Genomic DNA, 20,385 nt, shown 5'->3' with positions numbered 1-20,385 from the left:
CCATAAAAATAATTATTTTGAAATTCCTTTATGTATTTTTGTAAAAATATTGCCAAGGATGGGATAGATCATACTTATCGAAACTGAATTGGATATAATTAAACAAAGTGCTAGTGTGTTTCTAAAAGAAATGTTAAGTTTAACAAAGCATCATACATAAGCAGGTTGAATTGCTTTATAGTTATCTAGCTCTTCCTAGGAGATTACTTTTTCAAACTTCTATTGTATAGATGCAAATCTAAAAGAAAAAAGAATAAATCAAATTGCTCTTTTCGTTTAAGTTTTAACCCTTTAATAAAGGTAGAAAGTTTTTTAGAATATTCAGTGGGCTATCTTTTTTATTAGTAAGTGAGGGATTAGACCTTGACACCAGTCATTTATACAATTGGTAGTAGTCCTATTTTGTTTGAAAAAAATGGTGTTTATGTGTATATAGTTGGTTATGCAGTACGTAAATAATTATTTTACAAAAGGGTAAACTACCTGCTCAAACTAATCAAGTAAATATGCCTTTATAAGGATTCAATCTATGTAAAATAGTCATCTTCTGAAAAGAAATGTAAAAGGAGTCTATATGATATTTATTAAAATTGAACATTTTTCAAGAAAAACGTTGATTTTTTTTGGGGGTTATTTCCTCTTTTTATGCTTTATATGTTTTAGCTTTGTTCATGGTGATTTAATACTAAATTGTTTTGTTAGTAATCAGGTAGAATGGAGTCATTTAAATGTATATAAATGGTTTTCCTCAAATCCTACTTTAAATAAAATTGAAACTCCTATGGCTCCATTGTATTATCTTACAAACGGTGCTTATATTGGATTTTTAAAACTACTTAACATTAATCCTATTTCTAAAAATGACTTGACTATTTATGGACTAACTCAGGGCTTTAAGTATGGAATTGGCGGTTTTTTGCTCAAAATTCCTAACATCATTGCGCTTTTTGTGGGAGCGTTCTATGTATACAAAATCGCACGAAAGAAAGGACTTAACCCCCAAGTTGTTGTGACACTTTGGCTGACTTCCCCTATAATTTTGGCAGGTGGTTTTATGCAAGGACAACTTGATATTATACCTGCTACCTTAACAATGGTTGCTTTATATTATGTGGTAGAAGAACGATTTTACATAGTTTTAGTAATGCTTGGACTTTCTGCTGCGTTCAAAAATTACGCGTTGTTGCTTATTCCTCCATTTGCTATTATTCTAGGACAAAGGGATTATTGGAAAGTAGTCCGACTAACTATAGTAGGGGTGGGGGTCTATGGTCTAACTTTACTTCCTTTTTGGGGGGATGCTCTGGTTACGCGATTGTTTGGATGGAAAGATGATAACGCACTTTTTGATAGAGCTTTTATGCAAGGACTCACCCCGACTTATCCATATTTTTTGATTTATTTTTTCTTGGTTTTTTATATTTTTAGTTTAAAAATAAAAAGAGAAGAAATATTTTGGTATGTAAGCTGGGTATCAGCTGCTATTATTGCTGATATTTTTTGTACCACATGGTGGTTGCCGCAATGGTGTATTTGGATGGTACCGTTTTGTATTTTCATAGCGATTAAAACTTGGATGACCTTTTTATGTTTTATTACAGTATCATGTATAATTGTTATAAATAACTTGATTTATTTTACGCGAAACCTTGATTCGGCAATGTTGGAACCTTGGTTTGGACACGGAATTAAGGATATGCCGTTCACCTATCAACTACAGGGCCATATCCCAGGGTTATTGTATACAATTTTGATAACTCTGTTAGTATTATTTTTTGTTCTTGTCTTAAAAAATAAAAATGAGATGGATGAGCTTTCTCAAAATCCCACTGTAAAGTTCTTATTAACATGTTCTTTTCCTATTGTTTTTTATGTAGCAATGATTTTTGTACAACCTTTTTTATACTTTGAAGGAAGTAAAATACAAAACAATTTAATATTGCCAACCGAGACAAAAAACATTTTATCTGCGATTGACCAAATAAAGAATAAAGAAGATTATATAGAAATGAGAGGTTGGGCTTTTATTGATGGAAAAAATTTAGACGGTAAGCAGAAATATATTGTTCTATCTTCGAATAAAAAAACTTATATTTTAAGTACAAAATTGGAAAAAAGGCCTGATGTCACAACGCATTTTAAAAAAGCCAATTACGATGACTCAGGATATAAAGCAATTATTATCAAGGATCAGATTAATCCCGGAGTTTACAGAATAGGTTTTTTTATAAGCGGTAAAAAGGAAAATGCATTCACTTTAACAGATGCTCGTGTTGAAATTAAATAATTTATGTAAAAAAGTTGATTAGGAGAGTTGATATGAAAACTTTTATTTTGCTTCCTTGCTATAATGAAGAAAAGGCGTTGCCTTTATTACTTAATCGTATTTCAGATGTCTTTGAAGATGAAAGTTCTTACGAAGTGATTATTATTAATGATGGAAGTTATGATGAAACTTTACCCATAGCTAAGCAATATTCTAAAAGGATGCCTGTTCATATTATTGACCATGGTGTTAATAAGGGGCTTGGTAGTGCGATGAAGAATGGTCTTCAATATGCTGCAACCGTCGCTGCGTATGAAGATGTGGTAGTTGCATTAGATGCTGACAATACACATAATCCAACATTGATTAAAGAAATGATTAATAAGTTAAAAAAAGAAGATTTAGATATTATTATCGCTTCGCGCTATGCTAAGGGTGGACAAGAGATTGGATTGTCATTGCATCGTAAATTTCTCAGTTTAGGTGCAAGCACTATACTAAAAATGTTTTTTCATATACCAGGTGTGCGAGACTACACATGCGGATATCGTGCCTATTCAGCAGCTATTTTAAAACAAGCCCACCTCATATATAATAATGCTCTTGTTGAGGAACTTGGATTTGTATGTATGGCTGAGATAATTATAAAGTTAAGCTTAATTGGCGCAAAAATTGGGGAAGTAGGATTGGTATTACGTTATGATCAAAAAGAAGGAAAAAGTAAAATGAAGATAATCAAAACAATTAATCGTTATCTTCAACTTATAACAAAAAGTAATCAAATCATTAAATCTAATAAGGCTCTTGTTGAAAGTGCTTCTACTATTAGTAGAAATAGATAGTTATTTAATGTGAAAAGAGGATACATAAGTGAAAGGCTTATTTCTAATAATTTTTTCTGTAATGGTTGGTTCTGTCGGTCAAGTATTGTTAAAGGTTGGAATGAATAAAATTGGGAGCACTTCTTTAAATGTCTTGCCATCCAAACTTATTACAATTTTCACCAACCCGATGATTGTTTTGGGGTTTATTTGCTTTATTTCAAGTTCCTTGCTTTGGATGGTGGTAATATCCGGCAATCAATTAAGTTCTGCATACCCTATGGTTTCACTAGGATATATTTTTGTTTTCATAATGTCAATTTTTCTATTTAACGAGACAGTTACCGTGCCTAAGTCTATTGGACTAATGGTTATTGTATTAGGTGTTTTCTTAATGAACAAGGGTTAATAAGTATTAAGGGTTCTATACATTTACATTGTATAAGTACCCTCTTTTTTAAAGCTAACTGTTAGTAAATCTTAATAGATAAAAATGCCGGGAAACTTAAAAAAGTTTAATCTTACATTTAAAGAATCTAAGTAATAAGAGCTGGATAACAATATAAGGTTTTTAATTAATTACACAGTCCATTTTAGTGGTTATGTAGGGTGGTTTTAACTGTGAATCTTATTGGTAGATTTATTGTTATAATGATACTGCAATTCAATGAATTCATTCCTGAAAATAAAAAAGTTTAGTGTCTTAAATTTATAAGAGTTATTTGAATGTTTTAGAATAAAAATGGTTCTTTCTTTTAGATTGATACGAGGAGTAGGAAGTATGAAAGGCATTATCCTAGCCGGTGGTAGTGGCACACGCCTCTATCCACTCACAAAAGCAATCTCAAAACAATTGTTACCTGTGTATGATAAACCAATGATATATTATCCATTATCTGTATTGATGTTGGCAGGCATTAGAGAAATACTTATCATTTCAACACCGGAAGATACACCTAGGTATCGGCAGCTTCTAAATGACGGCTCTGCTCTCGGGATTTCAATTACATATGCCGTCCAACCCTCCCCGGATGGACTGGCCCAGGCCTTTATTATAGGAGAAGAGTTTATCGGTGATGACAACGTAGCTCTCATACTTGGTGATAATATTTTTTACGGGCATGGTTTTACTAAAGTCCTTCAAAAGGTAGCTAAGCGAAAATCAGGAGCCACCGTATTTGGTTACAATGTAAAAGATCCGGAACGCTTTGGTGTTGTCGAATTTGATGGAGACGGTACGGTTCTTTCTATTGAAGAAAAACCGAAAGAGCCGAAATCGAATTATGCGGTCACTGGTTTATACTTCTATGATAACCGCGTAGTTGAAATAGCTAAGAATATTAAACCTTCTGCCAGAGGCGAGTTGGAAATTACGGATGTTAATAAAGAGTATTTAAAAACAGGGGACTTACAAGTAGAGCTACTAGGCCGTGGATTTGCCTGGTTGGATTCCGGTACTCATGAATCTTTACTCGAAGCTTCACAATTTATCCAGACCGTTGAAAAACGGCAGAGTCTTAAAGTTGCCTGTCTTGAGGAAATAGCTTACCGCATGGGATATATTTCGCGAGATCAATTAATCAATTTAGCGGAACCACTTATGAAAAATGAGTATGGCCAATACTTAATCGCATTAGCCAATCGAAGTAAAGATTATGTTACGGTGGAGTGAAGGTAATTGGAAATCATAAAAACAAAATTAAAAGATGTTTTTGTTCTCGAACCTAAAGTTTTCGGTGATTCGCGCGGTTATTTCATGGAAAGCTACAATGAAAAAACATTGAATGATTTAGGCATCACCTATAATTTTATCCAGGATAACCAGTCACTTTCCGTTGAGACCGGTGTTCTCCGCGGCCTGCATTATCAATTAAACCCTAAAGCACAGACTAAGGTTGTACGCGTCCTAACGGGTGCCATTTATGATGTGGTTGTTGATATTCGGAAGAGCTCTCCTACTTTTGGGCAATGGCAGGGTTTTATTTTAAGTGAAGACAATAAGAGACAGCTAGTAGTGCCCAAAGGATTCGCCCATGGTTTTTGTACGATTGTTCCAAACACGCAGGTGATGTATAAAGTCGATGAATACTATTCTCCGGAACATGATAGAGGTATATTATGGAACGATCCTGCGCTCGGAATTGATTGGCCTACATCTAATCCGATTCTTTCGGAAAAGGATAAAGTTCATCCGTTGCTTAAAGATGCTGAACTAAACTTTGAATAGGGGAAAATTGGACAATGAAAATGATGATTACAGGTGGAGCCGGTTTTATCGGTAGTAACTTTGTCAACTACATGGTAAAAAAGTATCATGCCTATACATTTATCAATGTGGATTTGCTAACATATGCCGGAAATCTTGAAAACCTAAAAGATGTGGAACCAGCGCACAATTATACGTTTATAAAAGGGGACATCACCGACAGAGAACAGATGAATCAAATTGTTTCAGATGGCGTGGATGTGATTGTAAACTTTGCCGCTGAATCTCATGTGGACCGCAGCATTACGAATCCCGATGTATTTGTAAAAACGAACATTATGGGAACCCAGGTGCTGCTTGATGCCGCAAAAAAATATGGCATTAAAAAATATGTGCAGGTTTCTACGGATGAAGTATACGGAACGTTAGGGGATACTGGCTACTTTTCCGAGAAGACTCCATTGGCGCCAAACAGTCCTTATTCAGCAAGCAAAGCAAGTGCTGATTTACTGGTGCGTGCTTATCATGAAACGTATGGTCTTCCGGTGAATATTACACGCTGTTCTAACAATTATGGCTCGTATCATTTTCCTGAAAAACTGATACCGCTAATGATTATTAACGCCCTTCAAGATAAAGAGTTGCCTGTTTATGGGGATGGATTAAACGTCCGTGACTGGCTGTATGTTGAAGATCATTGTGCTGCGATTGATCTCGTTATTCATAATGGAGTATCGGGAGAAGTATATAATGTCGGTGGAAACAATGAGCGTACAAATATTGAAATCGTAAAACGTATTTTAGCTGAACTTGGCAAACCGGAGAGCTTAATTAAATTCGTGAACGACCGCCCTGGCCATGATCGGCGTTATGCCATCGATGCAACAAAATTACGAACGGAATTAGGCTGGGAACCCAAACACAATTTTGAAACGGGAATTGTAAAAACGATTAAGTGGTACGTAGATAATCAAAATTGGTGGGAACGAATTATAAGCGGTGATTATCAGCAGTACTATGAAGAGCAGTATAAACATCGTCTGGAAGAGGTAAAGTGATGAAAGTATTAGTAACCGGCGGAAGGGGACAACTTGGGACAGATGTGACGAATTTGCTCCGGCAAAATCGTTATGACGTGTATTCCTATTCCAGTCATGAACTTGATATTACTGACTATAATCAAGTGAAAGCCGTTATGGAGGAAGTGCAGCCGGATGTCGTCATCCACGCTGCTGCTTACACGAAAGTGGATCTTGCAGAGCAAGAAGTTGACTGTGCCTATCAGGTGAATGCATACGGGACTCGGAATATGGTCGTACAAGCTGAGAAGTATGGGGCAAAGTTTGTCTATATTAGTACCGATTATGTCTTTGATGGTACGGCGGATGTTCCGTATCATGAGTTTAGCCGGACAAATCCTCAAAGCGTATATGGAAAATCAAAACTCGCCGGTGAACAATTTGTTCAGAGCTTATCCTCTAGATATTTTATTCTTCGTACTTCCTGGGTTTACGGGAAACACGGGAAAAATTTTGTGAAGACCATGTTAAATCTGGCGGAGAGCCGTTCAGAATTGAATGTGGTCCATGATCAGATAGGGTCTCCAACTTACACGGTAGATTTAGCGGAATTTATTATGGGTATTATTGAAACGGATGCTTATGGTTTGTATCATATATCCAATACAGGCCAGTGTTCCTGGTATGAATTTGCCTCTGCTATTTTTGAAGAAGCCAATCGTTTGGATGTGAAAGTTAACCCGATTACAACTGCCGAATATCCGGTTCCCGCTCCCCGCCCGGCTTATTCGGTGTTTGACCATATGAGTATTCGATTAAATGGAATGCAATTGCTGCGACCCTGGCGTGAAGCCTTACAGGATTTTTTAAAGGAATTAAACGTTGAAAAACGTTGACTAGAGACACAACTCTAGTCTTTTTTGTTATGATGTAATATGTAATAGGAAGAGATTAAAGTTTTATAGGGAGCCCATATGGAAAAGGTTCAAATTTTATTATCAACCTATAATGGCGAGAAGTATGTAGAGCAACAGTTGGATAGTTTATTGCAGCAAACATATCGTAATATCAATATTCTCATCCGGGACGATGGATCGACCGATCGAACGATAGATATTTTACGGGAAAGGTATAATCATGATAATATTTCCTTGGTACATGGGGACAATGTCGGAGTTATCCAAAGTTTTTTTGAACTACTCGCATTATCTTCAGACGCCGATTACTTTGCGTTTTGTGACCAGGATGATGTATGGAAACCTGATAAATTGATGAGAGCAGTAAAGGCGCTTAAGCAGTTCTCTTCTGAGGTTCCTACTATGTATTGTTCTCAGGTAACGTTGGTTGATGAAGGCCTAAATGATATTGGACACCTTCCTGAGCCGGTACGGGGAGCCTCTTTTAACAATGCACTCGTAGAAAACATTGCGGTAGGTTGTACGGTGGTTTTTAATCGTTCGGCTAAACGTCTCATATTACAAAAGTTACCTAATCTCCAGTTCGTTATTATGCATGATTGGTGGGCGTATCTAGTTACATCCGCTTTTGGAAAGGTAATCTATGATTCTGAATCAAACATACTTTACAGACAACATTCTATGAATTCAATTGGTGCAAAAACCGATTTTTTAGGGAAGTGGATTACAAGAGTTAAACGATTCGTTGATAGAGGCGGTCGGCTTCCTATTTCAGAACAGGTAAAAGAATTTAAACGTATTTTTGGAGAGCAACTACCTCCGGAATATGCAGCAGTGCTAAATCGCTTTGTTGAGCAAAGGAGCACCATAATGGGTCGGCTAAAGTATGCACTTAGCGGGGAAGGATTTCGTCAGTCTCTGGTTGATAATGCAATCTTTAAGATGTTGATTATTCTGAATCGAATATAAAGTGAGTAAGAGGGTTATATGAAAATTGCTTATGTTATTACACGGTCAGATTGGGGTGGAGCTCAGTCGCATGTTTTTGATCTTCTCAGATATGCTTCTCAGTTCGAGGAGTGTCATTTAATTGTTGGGGAGGAAGGCGAATTAACCGAACGTGTTAGGAACCTTCCTGTTTCAGTCTGGCACGTGCCTACGTTAATTCAACCTATCCATCCTTTTTATGATTGTTTAGCTTTGCGCGATATATTGCGTGTATTAAGGAAGATAAAGCCTGACCTTGTCCATACTCATTCTTCTAAAGCAGGATTTATAGGCAGGTTTGCGTCGAGGTTAGCCGACTTCCCCAGTATCTTTACTGCCCATGGCTGGGCCTTTACTGAGGGTGTTTCCGCCTTCAGGAAAAAAATTTCAATACCTATGGAAAGAGTAGCGGCAAAGATTTCTAAAAAAATAATATGTGTATCAGAATACGATCGTGAGCTTGCTTTACAGTATGAGGTGGCAGAAGAAAATAAACTAATAACAATACACAATGGTATCTCGGAACAATATTCAATTAACAACCAAGATACGGGCGACACAATGAGAGTCGTTATGGTTGCGCGGTTTTCTGCTCAAAAGGACCACAATACACTTATTCGCGCAGCAGCTAATATATCTTCTCCCGTGGAATTTATATTAGTTGGACATGGTGAATTAATGGAGCAAAGTCGTCTATTGGTGAACCAATTACATGTAGCAGACAGAATTTCCTTCCTCGGAATGCAAAGGGATATACCAGGAATTCTATCAAAAAGTGATGTTTTTGTTTTAACTTCTCATTACGAAGGTTTTCCTATTAGTATTTTAGAGGCCATGAGAGCGGGTTTGCCAGTAATTGCTTCCGATGTTGGAGGGGTGAAAGAAGCGGTGATCGATGGAGTTACCGGTTTTCTTGTCCCACGGGGAGACGTGCAAGCTGTTCAGAACCGTCTGGAGGTTTTAGCAAACAACCCTATTTTTCGAAAGCAAATGGGCGAAGCCGGACGAAAAAGATTCCTAGAGCACTTTACGAAGCAGAAGATGATAGAGAAAACCTTCTCTGTTTACGAAGAACTTGTGTAAAACGATACCAAACGAATCTTTGATTGAAATTCTAATATTGAAATTCTAATTATATTTTTTGTCGAATTCACATGAATTTACAAAGGAAGTGTTATATAATGTTTTCGTGCATAACCAGAAGTTAAACTAGGGAGAGCGGTATAATGAATACAAGTTTTAAAATGAGGGTATATAAATTTTTCTTATCAATATCGGATATTCTCATTATTAATCTTGGTTTTGCTCTTGCTTATTGCTTTAAGTTTGGCTTTCAAGTACCGAGATATAATTTAGAACCATACCTTATCATTCTTCCCTGGTTGTCAATTGGAGCGTTTATCATTTTTTATTTATTTGATTTATATTCAAATTGGCGGCGAAAAAGCTTATATAATCTGTTGTACTCCGTTGTTATGTCAATTTTGATTCTGATTGTTTTTACGATGGCGCTAACTTTCTGGTATCGCGGGTTTTCTTTTCCCCGTAGTGTTATTTTGTTATCTGCCCTTTTCAATCTTCCGCTTTTTACAGTAAACCGATCACTTATTTGGCTGTTTGCTAAGAAAAAATATGGAGAGAGAAAAGTTCTGATTATCGGTAAAACAAAAGAAGCTGGTCTATCTATTGCAGAAAAATTTCTCCAGCATGCGCAGGGCTGGTTTGTTTTACAAGGCTTTCATTCCGTCCATGAATGGGCTGCCCTTGCTACTCGAATTGAACAGGTAGATGTTATTTTACTCAGTTCCGATTTGAATCAACAAGAGAAGGCTGAAGTCATTAGTTACTGTGCTAAATTCGGGAAGGAAGTATTAGTGGTTCCGGAATTATTTGAACTGTTTATTCTCAACTCAGAACCTCAGCAGATAGATGATATGCTGGTACTATCAATTCAACCCCCTAAACTGAACCCATCACAACTTTTTACTAAGCGCTTCTTTGATGTTGTAATATCGGGTTTGCTTTTAATTTTATTAAGTCCAATTATGGTATTTACTTATCTTGGAGTCGTTCTCACTTCTGAGGGGCCAGGGATATTTAAACAAGAAAGACTTGGAAGGAATGGGAAGCCGTATATCATTTACAAGTTCCGTAGTATGGTATTCAATGCGGAAAAGAAAACAGGTCCTGTTCTTGCCACCGATAACGACTCACGAATTACACCATTTGGAAGATTTATTCGTTCGACAAGACTTGATGAGATTCCACAGCTTTTTAATGTTTTAAAAGGAAATATGAGCCTTGTTGGTCCCAGGCCTGAACGCGAATTTTTTATTGAGCAGTTTAAGGCTGAAATTCCCGATTATACATATCGAATGTCCGTTAAACCGGGTATTACGGGACTTGCGCAAGTAATGGCTAAGTACAGTACAACAGCGGAAGATAAACTTCGCTATGATTTAATGTATGTGAGGAATTATTCCTTTGGTCTGGACCTTAAAATCTTGCTTCAAACCATTCGAGTGATCTTCCATCGCGATCAAGCAGGTGGTGTTAAAACGCTAAACCAGAAAGACAGAGAGTTGTTTTTGAAATTGCTGGGCGATAATGAAGTAGCGGCTGTGCAAGAGTCGAATCCTTCTTCAAGTGAAGTTTTATCAAAATTTAAAAGGATCATGAAATGACTTTGAAAAAATGGTGGATTGAAGTTAATGGTTATTAACAGACTAGAGATGCAATTCTAGTCTTTTTTTGTAATTTTTCTGTTGTATTAAATAAAGAAGGATTATGTATAAAAGTGGAGGGGAACTTTGTGAACAAACATTTAACAGGTGAGAAGCGAAATCTCTTAACTTACTTGCTTCTTATTGTGGGAGTACTATCGATAATTATAACTGCGATGTTAGGACAAGCTCAAAATGATCAATTTGCCCAAGACTCTCAAGAAAGCCAGCTTATAAATCAGTTGTTAAATCAGAGTAAATATAATGAAGCAGGAAATAAACTAAAAGAATTACTTCAAAATTATCCGGATAATTATTTTCTTCAATGGGAGTATGGCTTAAGTTTATATAACCAGGGAAAGATTGCTCAAGCAGACCAGTATTACACAAAAGCGCGGGAGCAGCGCCCGGTTCTCGTACAAAACCCTACCTATCTTGCTCAATATGGGGAAGTGTTGCAAGCCGAAGGCCAGCTTGACAGAGCTAAAAAATATTTATTGGAAGCTAAAAAAGTTAATACAAATCCTCAATTGAATGGACAAATTGATAAAGTTTTAAAAAGTATGGGAATAGAGAAGAAATAAATCAATTAAGAGATGGAGGGAGAATGTTATGAAAGAGAATAAGTTAAATCTTGACCAAAAGTTAATGCTTGAACATCAAAAGTCTATTGATTCAATTATTATAAATATTTTAGTAGGGATAGTAGCGCTAATTCCATTGTTGACAAGAGCAGCTATTATACAACATATAAGTCCGGTTATTGGTGATCCGGTACTGGGAAGTGGGATGAAAGCCGATGTTTTTACGTATTATAAGTTTGTCTTTTTAGTTATAGGCGCTGTGTTACTATTGGTTTTTTTCTTATACAAAATGTTAGGCCATGGATACACTATCCAATCAAGTTATATCAATCTGCCAACAGGAGCTTTGTTTTTACTCATAGCAATCTCGGCAATTACTTCCTATTATAAAATGTTAAGTTTGTTTGGTCAGTATAATCGCCATGATGGAGTCATTACGTACTTATGCTATTTAGTTCTTTTTTTCATTTCGGCTAGTGTAATGTACAGTGAAAAAAAATTAAAACTTTTATTTTATGCCATGTACCCTGCTATTATTATCAATGCTGTACTGGGTTTACTTTATTTTTATGGAGCCGATTTGTTAAACTATTCGTTTATTAGGGCGATTATTTTACCTTCAGATATTCCTCAAAGCGCAATTAAGGGAGGCTCTGCCTTCAACAGCACTATCAATAATCCGAACTATGTCAGTGGGATTTCTTCAGTTTTTATCACGATTTTTTTAGTGAAGGCACTATTTGCTTCTTCTAAAATAGATAAAGCTATTTCATTGCTTATTTCTATCCTGTCATTCGCTATGCTTTTAACATCATTGTCGACAAGTGGATTTTTAACGTTTGTTGTTTTAATTCCTTTGGTCCTGTTTTTAATTATTGCAGGCGTAAAACCCGGACCGGCGTTTATTACATTTTTTGTAGCTATTGTCGCCTATTTTGGTGTTTTCACTTTACTTAATGAACACAATCCAAGTGTTTGGACGAATACCATTGGGTTTTTTATGGGACAGAAAGCTGATGGAGAGAATATTGAGAGTAAAAAAGTATATGAAAAGGCGAATGGCCATACAGTGAAGACGGTGGATTTTTTGGCTCAAAACTCACCTTTTATCCCTGAGAAGGTATATGCTGCTGAAGGAAAACAAATAAAGGATGAATTTGATTTACCTCAGCCAGGATGGGCTGCGGGAACAGGACGGGTTTATATTTGGGAGAAGACGTTTGAATTGATTAAAAAACGCCCTCTGTTAGGTTATGGGTTAGACACCTTGGCTTACCACTTTCCGCAAGATGATCCAAACAAAATATCGAATTTACATGATGCAAATGTAGTGGTTGATAAACCGCACAATATGTATATTGGTCTTGCATTTGGCTCCGGTATTCTCGCCTTAATAGCGTTTTTGTTTTTAATGATTCGTCACTTCTTGCATTATATTTCGTTTATACGAAATCGAATTGTGTATGAGAAAGAAAAAATATTAGCCGCTTTATTTACGGGTTGGTGCGCGTATTTGATACAAGCATTTTTTAACGATTCCATTATTGGAACCGCACCGATCTTTTGGATTCTATTCGGTGTAAGTGTGGCTGTATTGCGCCAGGAAAAAGAAAGCATCGATGAATTGCGAGCTTAGTTAAAAAAATTTTTATTCACGCAACCTTTTTAATCACTTTCGCGTCTATATATGTGTACGAAATGCAAGGCGATGTAGTGAGAAGAAAAAAGAAAAATGAAGATGCAACTTTTTTCTTCCTCTTACGTCTAATAAGTTGCAGAACATTTTCGAAGAGGTAATTTAAGAAATAACTAGTAAAAATTCTATTTACTTCTTTTAAAATGCGATGTATACTAGCCTTTGTAGCATGGATAATTGTCTGTGCGACTAACCCCTGTGTTTTTGGTGTGTTTTTACATACCAAAGCTTTATCAAAAAAGATAAATAGAACTGTTCTCCTTTGGGGGGTGAAAGTACATAGGAGGAGATTGGTTCGATAGATAGATAAAGACAATGCTCTCAACCAAAAAAATGCAGGATTGTGCGCTTTTAATAGAAGCATTATGTATTCTATTACGAGAAAGCATGACCGCAAAATATTATATTTTAGGAGGAAAAGACATTGAAAAGCAAAGCATTAAAAGTTCTTTCTGCTTCTGCAGCTCTCGCAACAGTTGTTGCTCCGGTAGCATCTACGGCATTTGCTGCAACTTATAGCGCAACATCTGTTCAATCTATTTCGAACGGTGTAAACAACGCTAACCTTGGAAAAGTACAAATTAACTTTAACGCATCTGAGTTAGCAACATCCGGAGATTTTGTTATTTTAACTTTACCAAGTGATTACAACTTCAATTTATCTGGAACAGGTACTCCTTTAACTAACGGTTCTGCATTAGGAACAGCTGCTAACGGTAATACCGCTCCGTCTACTATTGAAGTAGCAGTAGGCGATAACTTCCTTACACAAAGCGGAACTGTTGGTGACGCGCTTACCACTGCAAAAAATGCTGGCCATCCAGTAACTGCTGACGTTCTTTCGAATAATCAAGTTCGAATCAACTTTGATTCTGATTGGTTGAAGACAAATGCAGTTGCTGGAGCTAAAGCTGTTGCATCTCTTTATGTTAACTTAACTGGTATTTCTGTAAATGGCGCTTCTAATGGACCGGTTAATTTGACTGTCGAAGGTAAAGCTGGCGGCGCATTCAACAGCGGAAGCCTGACAGTAGCTAATGTTGGAAGCGGAAGTGTTGCTACAAGCATTGACAGTGTTAAAACAATCACAAGCGGACTGGGTAAACTTGATGCTATTCGCATTAAAGAAGACCGTCCTGGTGTATTGACTAACAACGGTACTGATAAAATCAAATACAAATTGCCGGATGGATTCGTTTGGGGTGCCTACAATCCTTCGAATGGAACCACTTCTCCGTTAACTGGCAGTGGAAAACTCTCTGATGCTGGTGTTACTGTAACGGATTTAGCAGGAAATTCTGGTGCTACTTTAAGCTACTCTATCGATGACAACGGCCGTACTCTTTATATCAAAAACACAGGCTCTTCAAATACATCAGTTGCCGGTTACTGGATGCTCCAGAACCTTGGTGTAGTTATAAACGATGAAACAGTTGCAAAACAAGGCGATGTAGATGTAGCGATTTCCGGTAAAGGTAGCGTCAGCACAAGCAACTCTGATGCAGTCATGGCTAAATATGGTGACTATAGCGTTAAGGTGTATGGTGTTGGTGATCCAAAGACGGTTGGTGCCGGTATGGGTGCCGTTAAAGTCGGTTCATTCGCTATCGAAGAAGGCGCTCCAAACAGCTTGATTGCTGGACGTACTGTTACCTTGACTCTTGAAGGAAATGCAAAATGGACTCGTGTATCAACTAGTGATGCATTGACTGTCAAAGATTTGACTGTTGATAACGCGCAATCTTCATACCCGAATTCTGCTGTAATTAACACGAGCGCGAGCACGGGTAGTTCTGCTTATGCGCAAGTCGTTGATAGCGACAGCACAAGAAAAACAATTAAGTTTGTCATTGGTCCTTCTGCCAACCGTGCAAATGCTATCAAACAAGTATTGAAAAACGCTAATATCGACGTAGCACCAGATGCTACAGGAGATATTAAAGTTTTAGTTGGCGGTACAGAAGGCGCTACTGGTGAATTTACAATTGCTAAAGTTGTTTCTCCTGTAACAGCTAGCCTTTCTGCTGATCCGGCAAACATTACAATTGGTACACAAGACCAGGCAGTTAGTGATGTTACAATCAAAGAAGCTTACGGTGGAGCCATTGACTATAGCTCTACTCAAACTGACCCTAATGGAAACAACATTCAATTAATCTTCCCTGAAGGGGTAACGCCGACTGTTCCTACAAGCGTTTCTGTAACGGATGGAGATTTGTTGCTTGATACATCTTCTGTATCCCGTATTAAGCGTAACAATGACAGTCGCTGGGTAATCAACATTCCGGTAAGATCTTCTAGCACGAAAGCTAGTACGATTAAAGTTTCCGGCCTGAAAATTACTGCAGACCGTTCTGTTCCAGTAGGTAACATTGATGTTCAAGTTGGCGGTTCTGACCTGAACGAAACAGCTTCTACATTCGGTAACTATGAAGGTGTTACATCGTTCACAGCAGCAAAAATCGCTACTCCAGCTCCTGCTGATTCTACAGCACAAAACATCGTGTTCAAACTGAACAGCAAAACGTTCACTATCGACGGAAAAGAAACAACAATGGATGCTGCACCGCTTGTTGCTTGGGATCGTGCATTCCTCCCGGTTCGTTTTGCAGCTAATGCATTAAACGTATCTGATGACCAAATCATCTGGGATGACAAAACTTCTACTGCAACAATCTTCAATGGCAGCCGTGTGATTACTGCTCGTGTAGGAGATAAATTCCTCACTGTAAACGGCGCTAAAGTTGCTATGGATGTTCCGGTTTACCGCAGCAAAGCAGCTACAAACAATCGTGTAATGATTCCGATTCGTTACTTGGCAAATGCACTTGGCGCTACTATCAATTGGAACCAATCTACTGGTGAAATCACTATTAACACGAACACAAAATAATATTGTTAATAGCGAAGTAAGCAACGTAAAAATATTTTCGAGTTGATAACTTCATAAAAAGGGCTCCCGAAGGGGAGTCCTTTTTAATAGATTGTAAAGGTGATGAGAAACATGAAGAAGGTTTCTTCCTTTTTAGTAACTTCGGCCCTGCTTATCCCTCTTGCCGTACCTGCTTATGCGGATACGATGCCCGCACAATCGGCAGGCGTACAATCCGCACAAACGCAGAGCGCGAGTTCGCAACAGAGTGCGCAGGGGTTAACTTTGCAGCAGGCAATTGATAATGCATTAGGGTACAGCTATTCATTAAAAGAGGCTGCCACCAATATCGACCGTGCTGCAGATGTAAGGGATAAAGCTGCAGATAATGTGAAGTATAATGGCGTCGTTCCGGTTGTTGAACCGGGTGGAAACTATACGTATTCCACATCAACGGTAACAACGAATGCCGTATTTTCGGGTGCGATCCAGGCCGGAATTGGGTATCAAATGGCCAAGCGCACATACACGGCTCAACAGGATGCCGTTGTTTATTCAGTTAGAAAAGCCTATAATGCGATTTTGCAAGCCCAGGCGAAATTAAACCTGGATCAGTTGGCAGCAAAGAATGCACAAGTGCAAAATGATGTTGCCCGTGCGAAATATAATGTGGGGACAGCAAGTAACTTTGACAGTGTAAATGCTGAAACTAGTATGGATGCGGCGACTAAGACAATAAAAGCGGATGAAACTGCGCTTTCAAGTGCCTATCAGGCGTTAAATCAATTGATGGGATATAAACCGGATGACCGTCCACAATTGGCGGAACAGCCTAAATTTGAAAAATTACAGGAATCTGATCTTGAAGGCCATGTAAGCCGTGTGCTTTCAGATAGTCCTACCGTATGGAATGCCCAGCAAAATATCGACATAAAGAAACTCAATTTAGATTTGTATGTCTTTAATAACCATACAAGCACAACGCCTTATGAAGCGGTGCAAAAAGATGTCACGAATGCAGTGAATGAGTACGCAAATGTAAAAGACCAAATGGCAGGGGCAGTTCGCTCACTCTATTACAATATTCGTCAATTAGAGGACCAGTATACGGCTGCAGAAGCCCAGCTTCCGGCTGTTGAAGAAGCGGCGCGACTAGCTAAAGTTCAATTCGATGCTGGCGTAGGAACACAGGCAGACATGGTCGCTGCAAATTTGAAAGTTGACCAGTTGAAGGAAAAACTGTTTGAACTCACTATTGCGCATGACAATGCAATCGCAGCCTATAACAAGCCGTGGGCGGCAGCTTCAGGCGGCAGCGGCCAGGCATCAGGAAGTAGCCAATCATCAGGGAACTGACATTAATAAAGAAGTTCGTAAACAAAAAAATTAGCAAAATTTTATGTTATAGGCACCTATCTTAATTAGGTATGCTAAGTAATGACGTAAGAGCCTGATCCAACCAAGATTAGGCTCTTCCTGTCGTTTTACTCGCTTTTTCTCCATAGTCTTTCGCTCATGGAGTTACCAAGGTTTTATCTGCTCCTTTTCCAACTATATCTTTACCGGTGCTCTCACAGACCCCAAACGGATGTCACGGAACTGGTTAATAAAAGAATCAAGGAATACCTGACACGCGTCTCAGGATGGGAGCCATGTATTCAACTTTCAAGTTGGTGCATTATGAGACGCGCCATAAGGCAATGATGGACCGTCTGTCTGCCATTGCAGAGAATGAGCGTAGGCAGCATATTTACTGAGCGCTTATGGTGTTCCATCAAATATGAGGAAGTCTAAAAAGTCCGCCAATCTTTGAATTACCGGACTCCAGCCTCTATATTCTTTGGAGAAACTCATCTGATAGAATGTAGATTTTGAAAAGCCTGGCCGCCTACGGCTTCCCCTAGTTCGCCCTCCCTGCGGTCAGGCTCATTACGGGGCTACGTCCTCTTCCGCCACTATTGATCCATCTCATAATATCTACCTTAAATTATTAAAATCCGTGTCTTGACGATAGGATCCGCCTTACTTCCCGCTCTTACTTAATATGTAAGTACCTCCATTATAAATAACCATTTTTTAGGTCTATATAACTAATTTTCTATAGTTCGACAATTTTCGACAGACTTTTTGTGTGAATTATTGTATCATTAGTACCGATCTAAAAGATAGTATTTTTATCCATTATTATTATAATCTTTTTATTTGTTTTGATATATATGGTTTTTAATTAATATTTTACATAAAAGTAGGAGGTATTTTATGAAGAACAGATTGAATAAGGCTTTGGCTACTACGGCGGTATTATCGATGGCGTTTGCTCCAACAGTGGCAATGGCTGATAATTCAACAGTGACTGCTAATCAAACAGCGGGAACAACATCTGCCACAGCTGCAGGTTTTGCAGATTTAGATACTGCTGCGGGTTGGGCAAAGGATTATATTTTAAAGTCCCAATCCCTAGGTATTTTTAGCGGTGACACAAACGGCAAGTTTCGTCCCCTTGCTACCATGACACGTCAGGAAGTTGCGGTGGTTTTAACAAAATTATTAAACTTACAAGTTGATAATTCTGCTGTACCATTTTCCGATGTTACCGCAGATTGGAGCAAACCATATGTAGCAGCAGTATATAATGCGGGTATTATGTTAGGTGACGGTAAAGGCCACTTCAAGCCTAACGATTCTATTAGCCGGGAAGAATTGGCAGTCATTTTAGTAAAAGCGGCAAAGATTGATGCTCAAGGTAAAGCTGCTCTTTTAACAGTAGGTGATAAAGGCTCGATTAGCTTGTGGGCTAGAGATTATGTAGGGGCTGCAATGGAGGCGGGGCTTTTAAAAGGGGATGGGAAGAACTTCAATCCTAAACAAAAAGCCACTCGCCAAGAAGTAGCTGTTATGGCAGTGAATTTATCGAGTGTTTTAACCCCCTCCGGTTCCAATGGATCAACTGGTAATAATCAACAAAATACTGGTTCTGATAATTCCAGCTCTTCAAGCGGTAGTACTGGCTCAAGCTCACCAGGCACCGGTGGCGGCGGTGGTGGTTCTTATAGTTCCGGGGGAACTGGAAGCATAATTCTAAATAGTAGTTCTTCGGATCAATACAATTTTAACCTATCTTCCGATGCTACTTATGTTGGAAACATTATATATACAGCAGATGGAACCTATGGTCCAAGTGATAGTGCCCATCCTGCAACAGTAAACGGTAATGTTTTTATTACAGGTGGTAGTAGTGTTATTCTACAAAATTTAATAGTTAACGGTACAGTTACGATTGATAATGGTCAAGCAGCAACTCTTAACAATGTATCTGCGACTCATATAGTTGTTAAAAACGTTGCTAATAACAGTTTGCATTTGAAGGGTAATATAACAGCAACGGATATCATTGTTACAGATGTAGATGGCGGCCATATTGTAGCTGAACAAGGTAGTAAGCTTAATGTAACTAAGTTTACAGTAAATCCAGTTGGATTAACGACGAGTGATGTGATTGCTCTTGATGGTGATTTCACTGGTGTCCAAAATATCGAAGTAGATTCTCCGGTTAGTTTAGCTTTAGGTAAAAGTACACTAGGTCTCGGTGCAAATATTCCAAGCCTAACCTTAGCTGCCGCTGTGAATGTTACATTAGGCACAGGTGTAACCATACCTAGCATTACTGTTACTGCTAAGAATGCTACTGTAACAAATGCAAGTGGTAATTCTCAGTCGCTTACTTCAGGAACCCCATACTATGTAAGCAGTAATGGGGTTTCTCCAGGAATACAAACAACAATTTCTTCTGTAAATTCAGGGTTGCTTAATGGTAATGGCATATTAAGCACAGGTGATGCTGTTAAATTAGCATTTACACCTTCATTACCGAATTTAACGAGTATCAAGAGTAAGGTAACTGTTTTTATAAAGGACAATTACACAACAACAAGTAATGATACTATGATGATTTATAATACAGATTCGTTTCCTCTAACCTCAACGGATACGATTAACCTGACAACACCGGATCTAATTGCTACTATTGACTTAGGCGGTGATTATGTAACTTCTGGGGATATGATTTTTGTTGGGAATGTTACAACAAATGATGCATTAACTGTTACATTAGATTCAATTCTTGTAAATGTTAATGCGGCAGGAACTCCTAATTCATCTTCTCAACAACCTTCACCAATCACAATTACGCCGGGTCAAATACTCCGTAATGTTAATGTGAAAGATGGTAATGTTGTAACTGGCAGTTCAACATCTTTCTAATTAGGTCACTGAGTGTTATTATGGTTTAACAGTT

At 38.0% G+C, this 20,385-nt stretch carries 15 protein-coding genes; all 15 read left to right on the top strand.

Translation table 11 applies throughout. The features are described 5' to 3' along the window. The first annotated feature begins 574 nt into the window (after nt 1–574). The 15 genes from H525_RS0106720 to H525_RS0106645 all read left to right on the top strand — a co-directional run bounded on the left by H525_RS0106720 (nt 575) and on the right by H525_RS0106645 (nt 20,351). Nucleotides 575–2,287, top strand: coding sequence for a glycosyltransferase family 87 protein (locus tag H525_RS0106720; protein WP_027415580.1), 1,713 nt, complete (start codon nt 575–577; stop codon nt 2,285–2,287). A 32-nt stretch (nt 2,288–2,319) separates the two neighbouring features. Continuing rightward, the gene (locus tag H525_RS23085) at nt 2,320–3,108 is read left to right on the top strand and encodes a glycosyltransferase family 2 protein (protein WP_051330859.1); all 789 of its coding nucleotides are present in this window, start codon (nt 2,320–2,322) and stop codon (nt 3,106–3,108) included. A 28-nt stretch (nt 3,109–3,136) separates the two neighbouring features. Continuing rightward, the gene (locus H525_RS0106710; protein WP_027415579.1) at nt 3,137–3,496 is read left to right on the top strand and encodes a DMT family transporter; all 360 of its coding nucleotides are present in this window, start codon (nt 3,137–3,139) and stop codon (nt 3,494–3,496) included. A gap of 372 nt (nt 3,497–3,868) precedes the next feature. After that, on the top strand, nt 3,869–4,759 hold the full coding sequence (rfbA, locus tag H525_RS0106705; protein WP_027415578.1) for a glucose-1-phosphate thymidylyltransferase RfbA: 891 nt from the start codon (nt 3,869–3,871) through the stop codon (nt 4,757–4,759). 6 nt (nt 4,760–4,765) lie between these two features. Further along, nucleotides 4,766–5,314: a dTDP-4-dehydrorhamnose 3,5-epimerase gene (gene rfbC / locus H525_RS0106700; RefSeq protein ID WP_027415577.1), complete on the top strand. Its 549-nt coding sequence runs from the start codon at nt 4,766–4,768 to the stop codon at nt 5,312–5,314. Between the two features lie 14 nt (nt 5,315–5,328). Further along, nucleotides 5,329–6,351: a dTDP-D-glucose-4,6-dehydratase RmlB gene (rmlB, locus tag H525_RS0106695; protein WP_027415576.1), complete on the top strand. Its 1,023-nt coding sequence runs from the start codon at nt 5,329–5,331 to the stop codon at nt 6,349–6,351. Continuing rightward, nucleotides 6,351–7,208, top strand: a complete 858-nt coding sequence (gene rfbD, locus H525_RS0106690; protein WP_027415575.1) for a dTDP-4-dehydrorhamnose reductase — start codon at nt 6,351–6,353, stop codon at nt 7,206–7,208. The genes rmlB and rfbD overlap by 1 nt, the downstream gene beginning before the upstream one ends. Nucleotides 7,209–7,286: 78 nt before the next feature. Then, the gene (locus tag H525_RS0106685) at nt 7,287–8,198 is read left to right on the top strand and encodes a glycosyltransferase family 2 protein (protein WP_027415574.1); all 912 of its coding nucleotides are present in this window, start codon (nt 7,287–7,289) and stop codon (nt 8,196–8,198) included. 18 nt (nt 8,199–8,216) lie between these two features. Continuing rightward, nucleotides 8,217–9,299, top strand: coding sequence for a glycosyltransferase family 4 protein (locus H525_RS0106680; protein ID WP_027415573.1), 1,083 nt, complete (start codon nt 8,217–8,219; stop codon nt 9,297–9,299). Between the two features lie 143 nt (nt 9,300–9,442). Continuing rightward, nucleotides 9,443–10,900, top strand: coding sequence for a sugar transferase (locus H525_RS23080; protein ID WP_051330858.1), 1,458 nt, complete (start codon nt 9,443–9,445; stop codon nt 10,898–10,900). A 128-nt stretch (nt 10,901–11,028) separates the two neighbouring features. Beyond that, nucleotides 11,029–11,523, top strand: a complete 495-nt coding sequence (locus H525_RS25410; protein WP_027415572.1) for a tetratricopeptide repeat protein — start codon at nt 11,029–11,031, stop codon at nt 11,521–11,523. 28 nt (nt 11,524–11,551) lie between these two features. Next, a complete protein-coding gene (locus tag H525_RS0106665; RefSeq protein WP_035100238.1) occupies nt 11,552–13,159 on the top strand; it encodes an O-antigen ligase family protein in 1,608 nt (535 codons plus the stop codon). A 484-nt stretch (nt 13,160–13,643) separates the two neighbouring features. Next, a complete protein-coding gene (locus H525_RS0106655; protein WP_027415569.1) occupies nt 13,644–16,112 on the top strand; it encodes a copper amine oxidase N-terminal domain-containing protein in 2,469 nt (822 codons plus the stop codon). 111 nt (nt 16,113–16,223) lie between these two features. After that, nucleotides 16,224–17,447 (top strand): TolC family protein, encoded by a 1,224-nt coding sequence (locus H525_RS0106650; RefSeq protein ID WP_027415568.1) that lies wholly within the window; start codon nt 16,224–16,226, stop codon nt 17,445–17,447. 903 nt (nt 17,448–18,350) lie between these two features. Then, a complete protein-coding gene (locus H525_RS0106645; protein WP_027415567.1) occupies nt 18,351–20,351 on the top strand; it encodes an S-layer homology domain-containing protein in 2,001 nt (666 codons plus the stop codon). Nucleotides 20,352–20,385: the final 34 nt, after the last annotated feature.

The organism is Aneurinibacillus terranovensis DSM 18919, assembly GCF_000430625.1.
GTDB classification, from domain to species: domain Bacteria; phylum Bacillota; class Bacilli; order Aneurinibacillales; family Aneurinibacillaceae; genus Aneurinibacillus_B; species Aneurinibacillus_B terranovensis.
This window is presented reverse-complemented; position numbering and strand designations above follow the sequence as displayed.

What these genes read in the sequence shown, in the direction of transcription:
- rmlB (WP_027415576.1), top strand. Translation starts at nt 5,329, where the DNA reads ATGAAAATGATGATTACAGGTGGAGCCGGTTTTATCGGTAGTAACTTT.
- H525_RS0106720 (WP_027415580.1), top strand. Translation starts at nt 575, where the DNA reads ATGATATTTATTAAAATTGAACATTTTTCAAGAAAAACGTTGATTTTT.
- H525_RS0106645 (WP_027415567.1), top strand. Translation starts at nt 18,351, where the DNA reads ATGAAGAACAGATTGAATAAGGCTTTGGCTACTACGGCGGTATTATCG.
- H525_RS0106685 (WP_027415574.1), top strand. Translation starts at nt 7,287, where the DNA reads ATGGAAAAGGTTCAAATTTTATTATCAACCTATAATGGCGAGAAGTAT.
- rfbA (WP_027415578.1), top strand. Translation starts at nt 3,869, where the DNA reads ATGAAAGGCATTATCCTAGCCGGTGGTAGTGGCACACGCCTCTATCCA.
- H525_RS0106665 (WP_035100238.1), top strand. Translation starts at nt 11,552, where the DNA reads ATGAAAGAGAATAAGTTAAATCTTGACCAAAAGTTAATGCTTGAACAT.
- H525_RS0106650 (WP_027415568.1), top strand. Translation starts at nt 16,224, where the DNA reads ATGAAGAAGGTTTCTTCCTTTTTAGTAACTTCGGCCCTGCTTATCCCT.
- rfbD (WP_027415575.1), top strand. Translation starts at nt 6,351, where the DNA reads ATGAAAGTATTAGTAACCGGCGGAAGGGGACAACTTGGGACAGATGTG.
- H525_RS0106680 (WP_027415573.1), top strand. Translation starts at nt 8,217, where the DNA reads ATGAAAATTGCTTATGTTATTACACGGTCAGATTGGGGTGGAGCTCAG.
- H525_RS23080 (WP_051330858.1), top strand. Translation starts at nt 9,443, where the DNA reads ATGAATACAAGTTTTAAAATGAGGGTATATAAATTTTTCTTATCAATA.
- H525_RS23085 (WP_051330859.1), top strand. Translation starts at nt 2,320, where the DNA reads ATGAAAACTTTTATTTTGCTTCCTTGCTATAATGAAGAAAAGGCGTTG.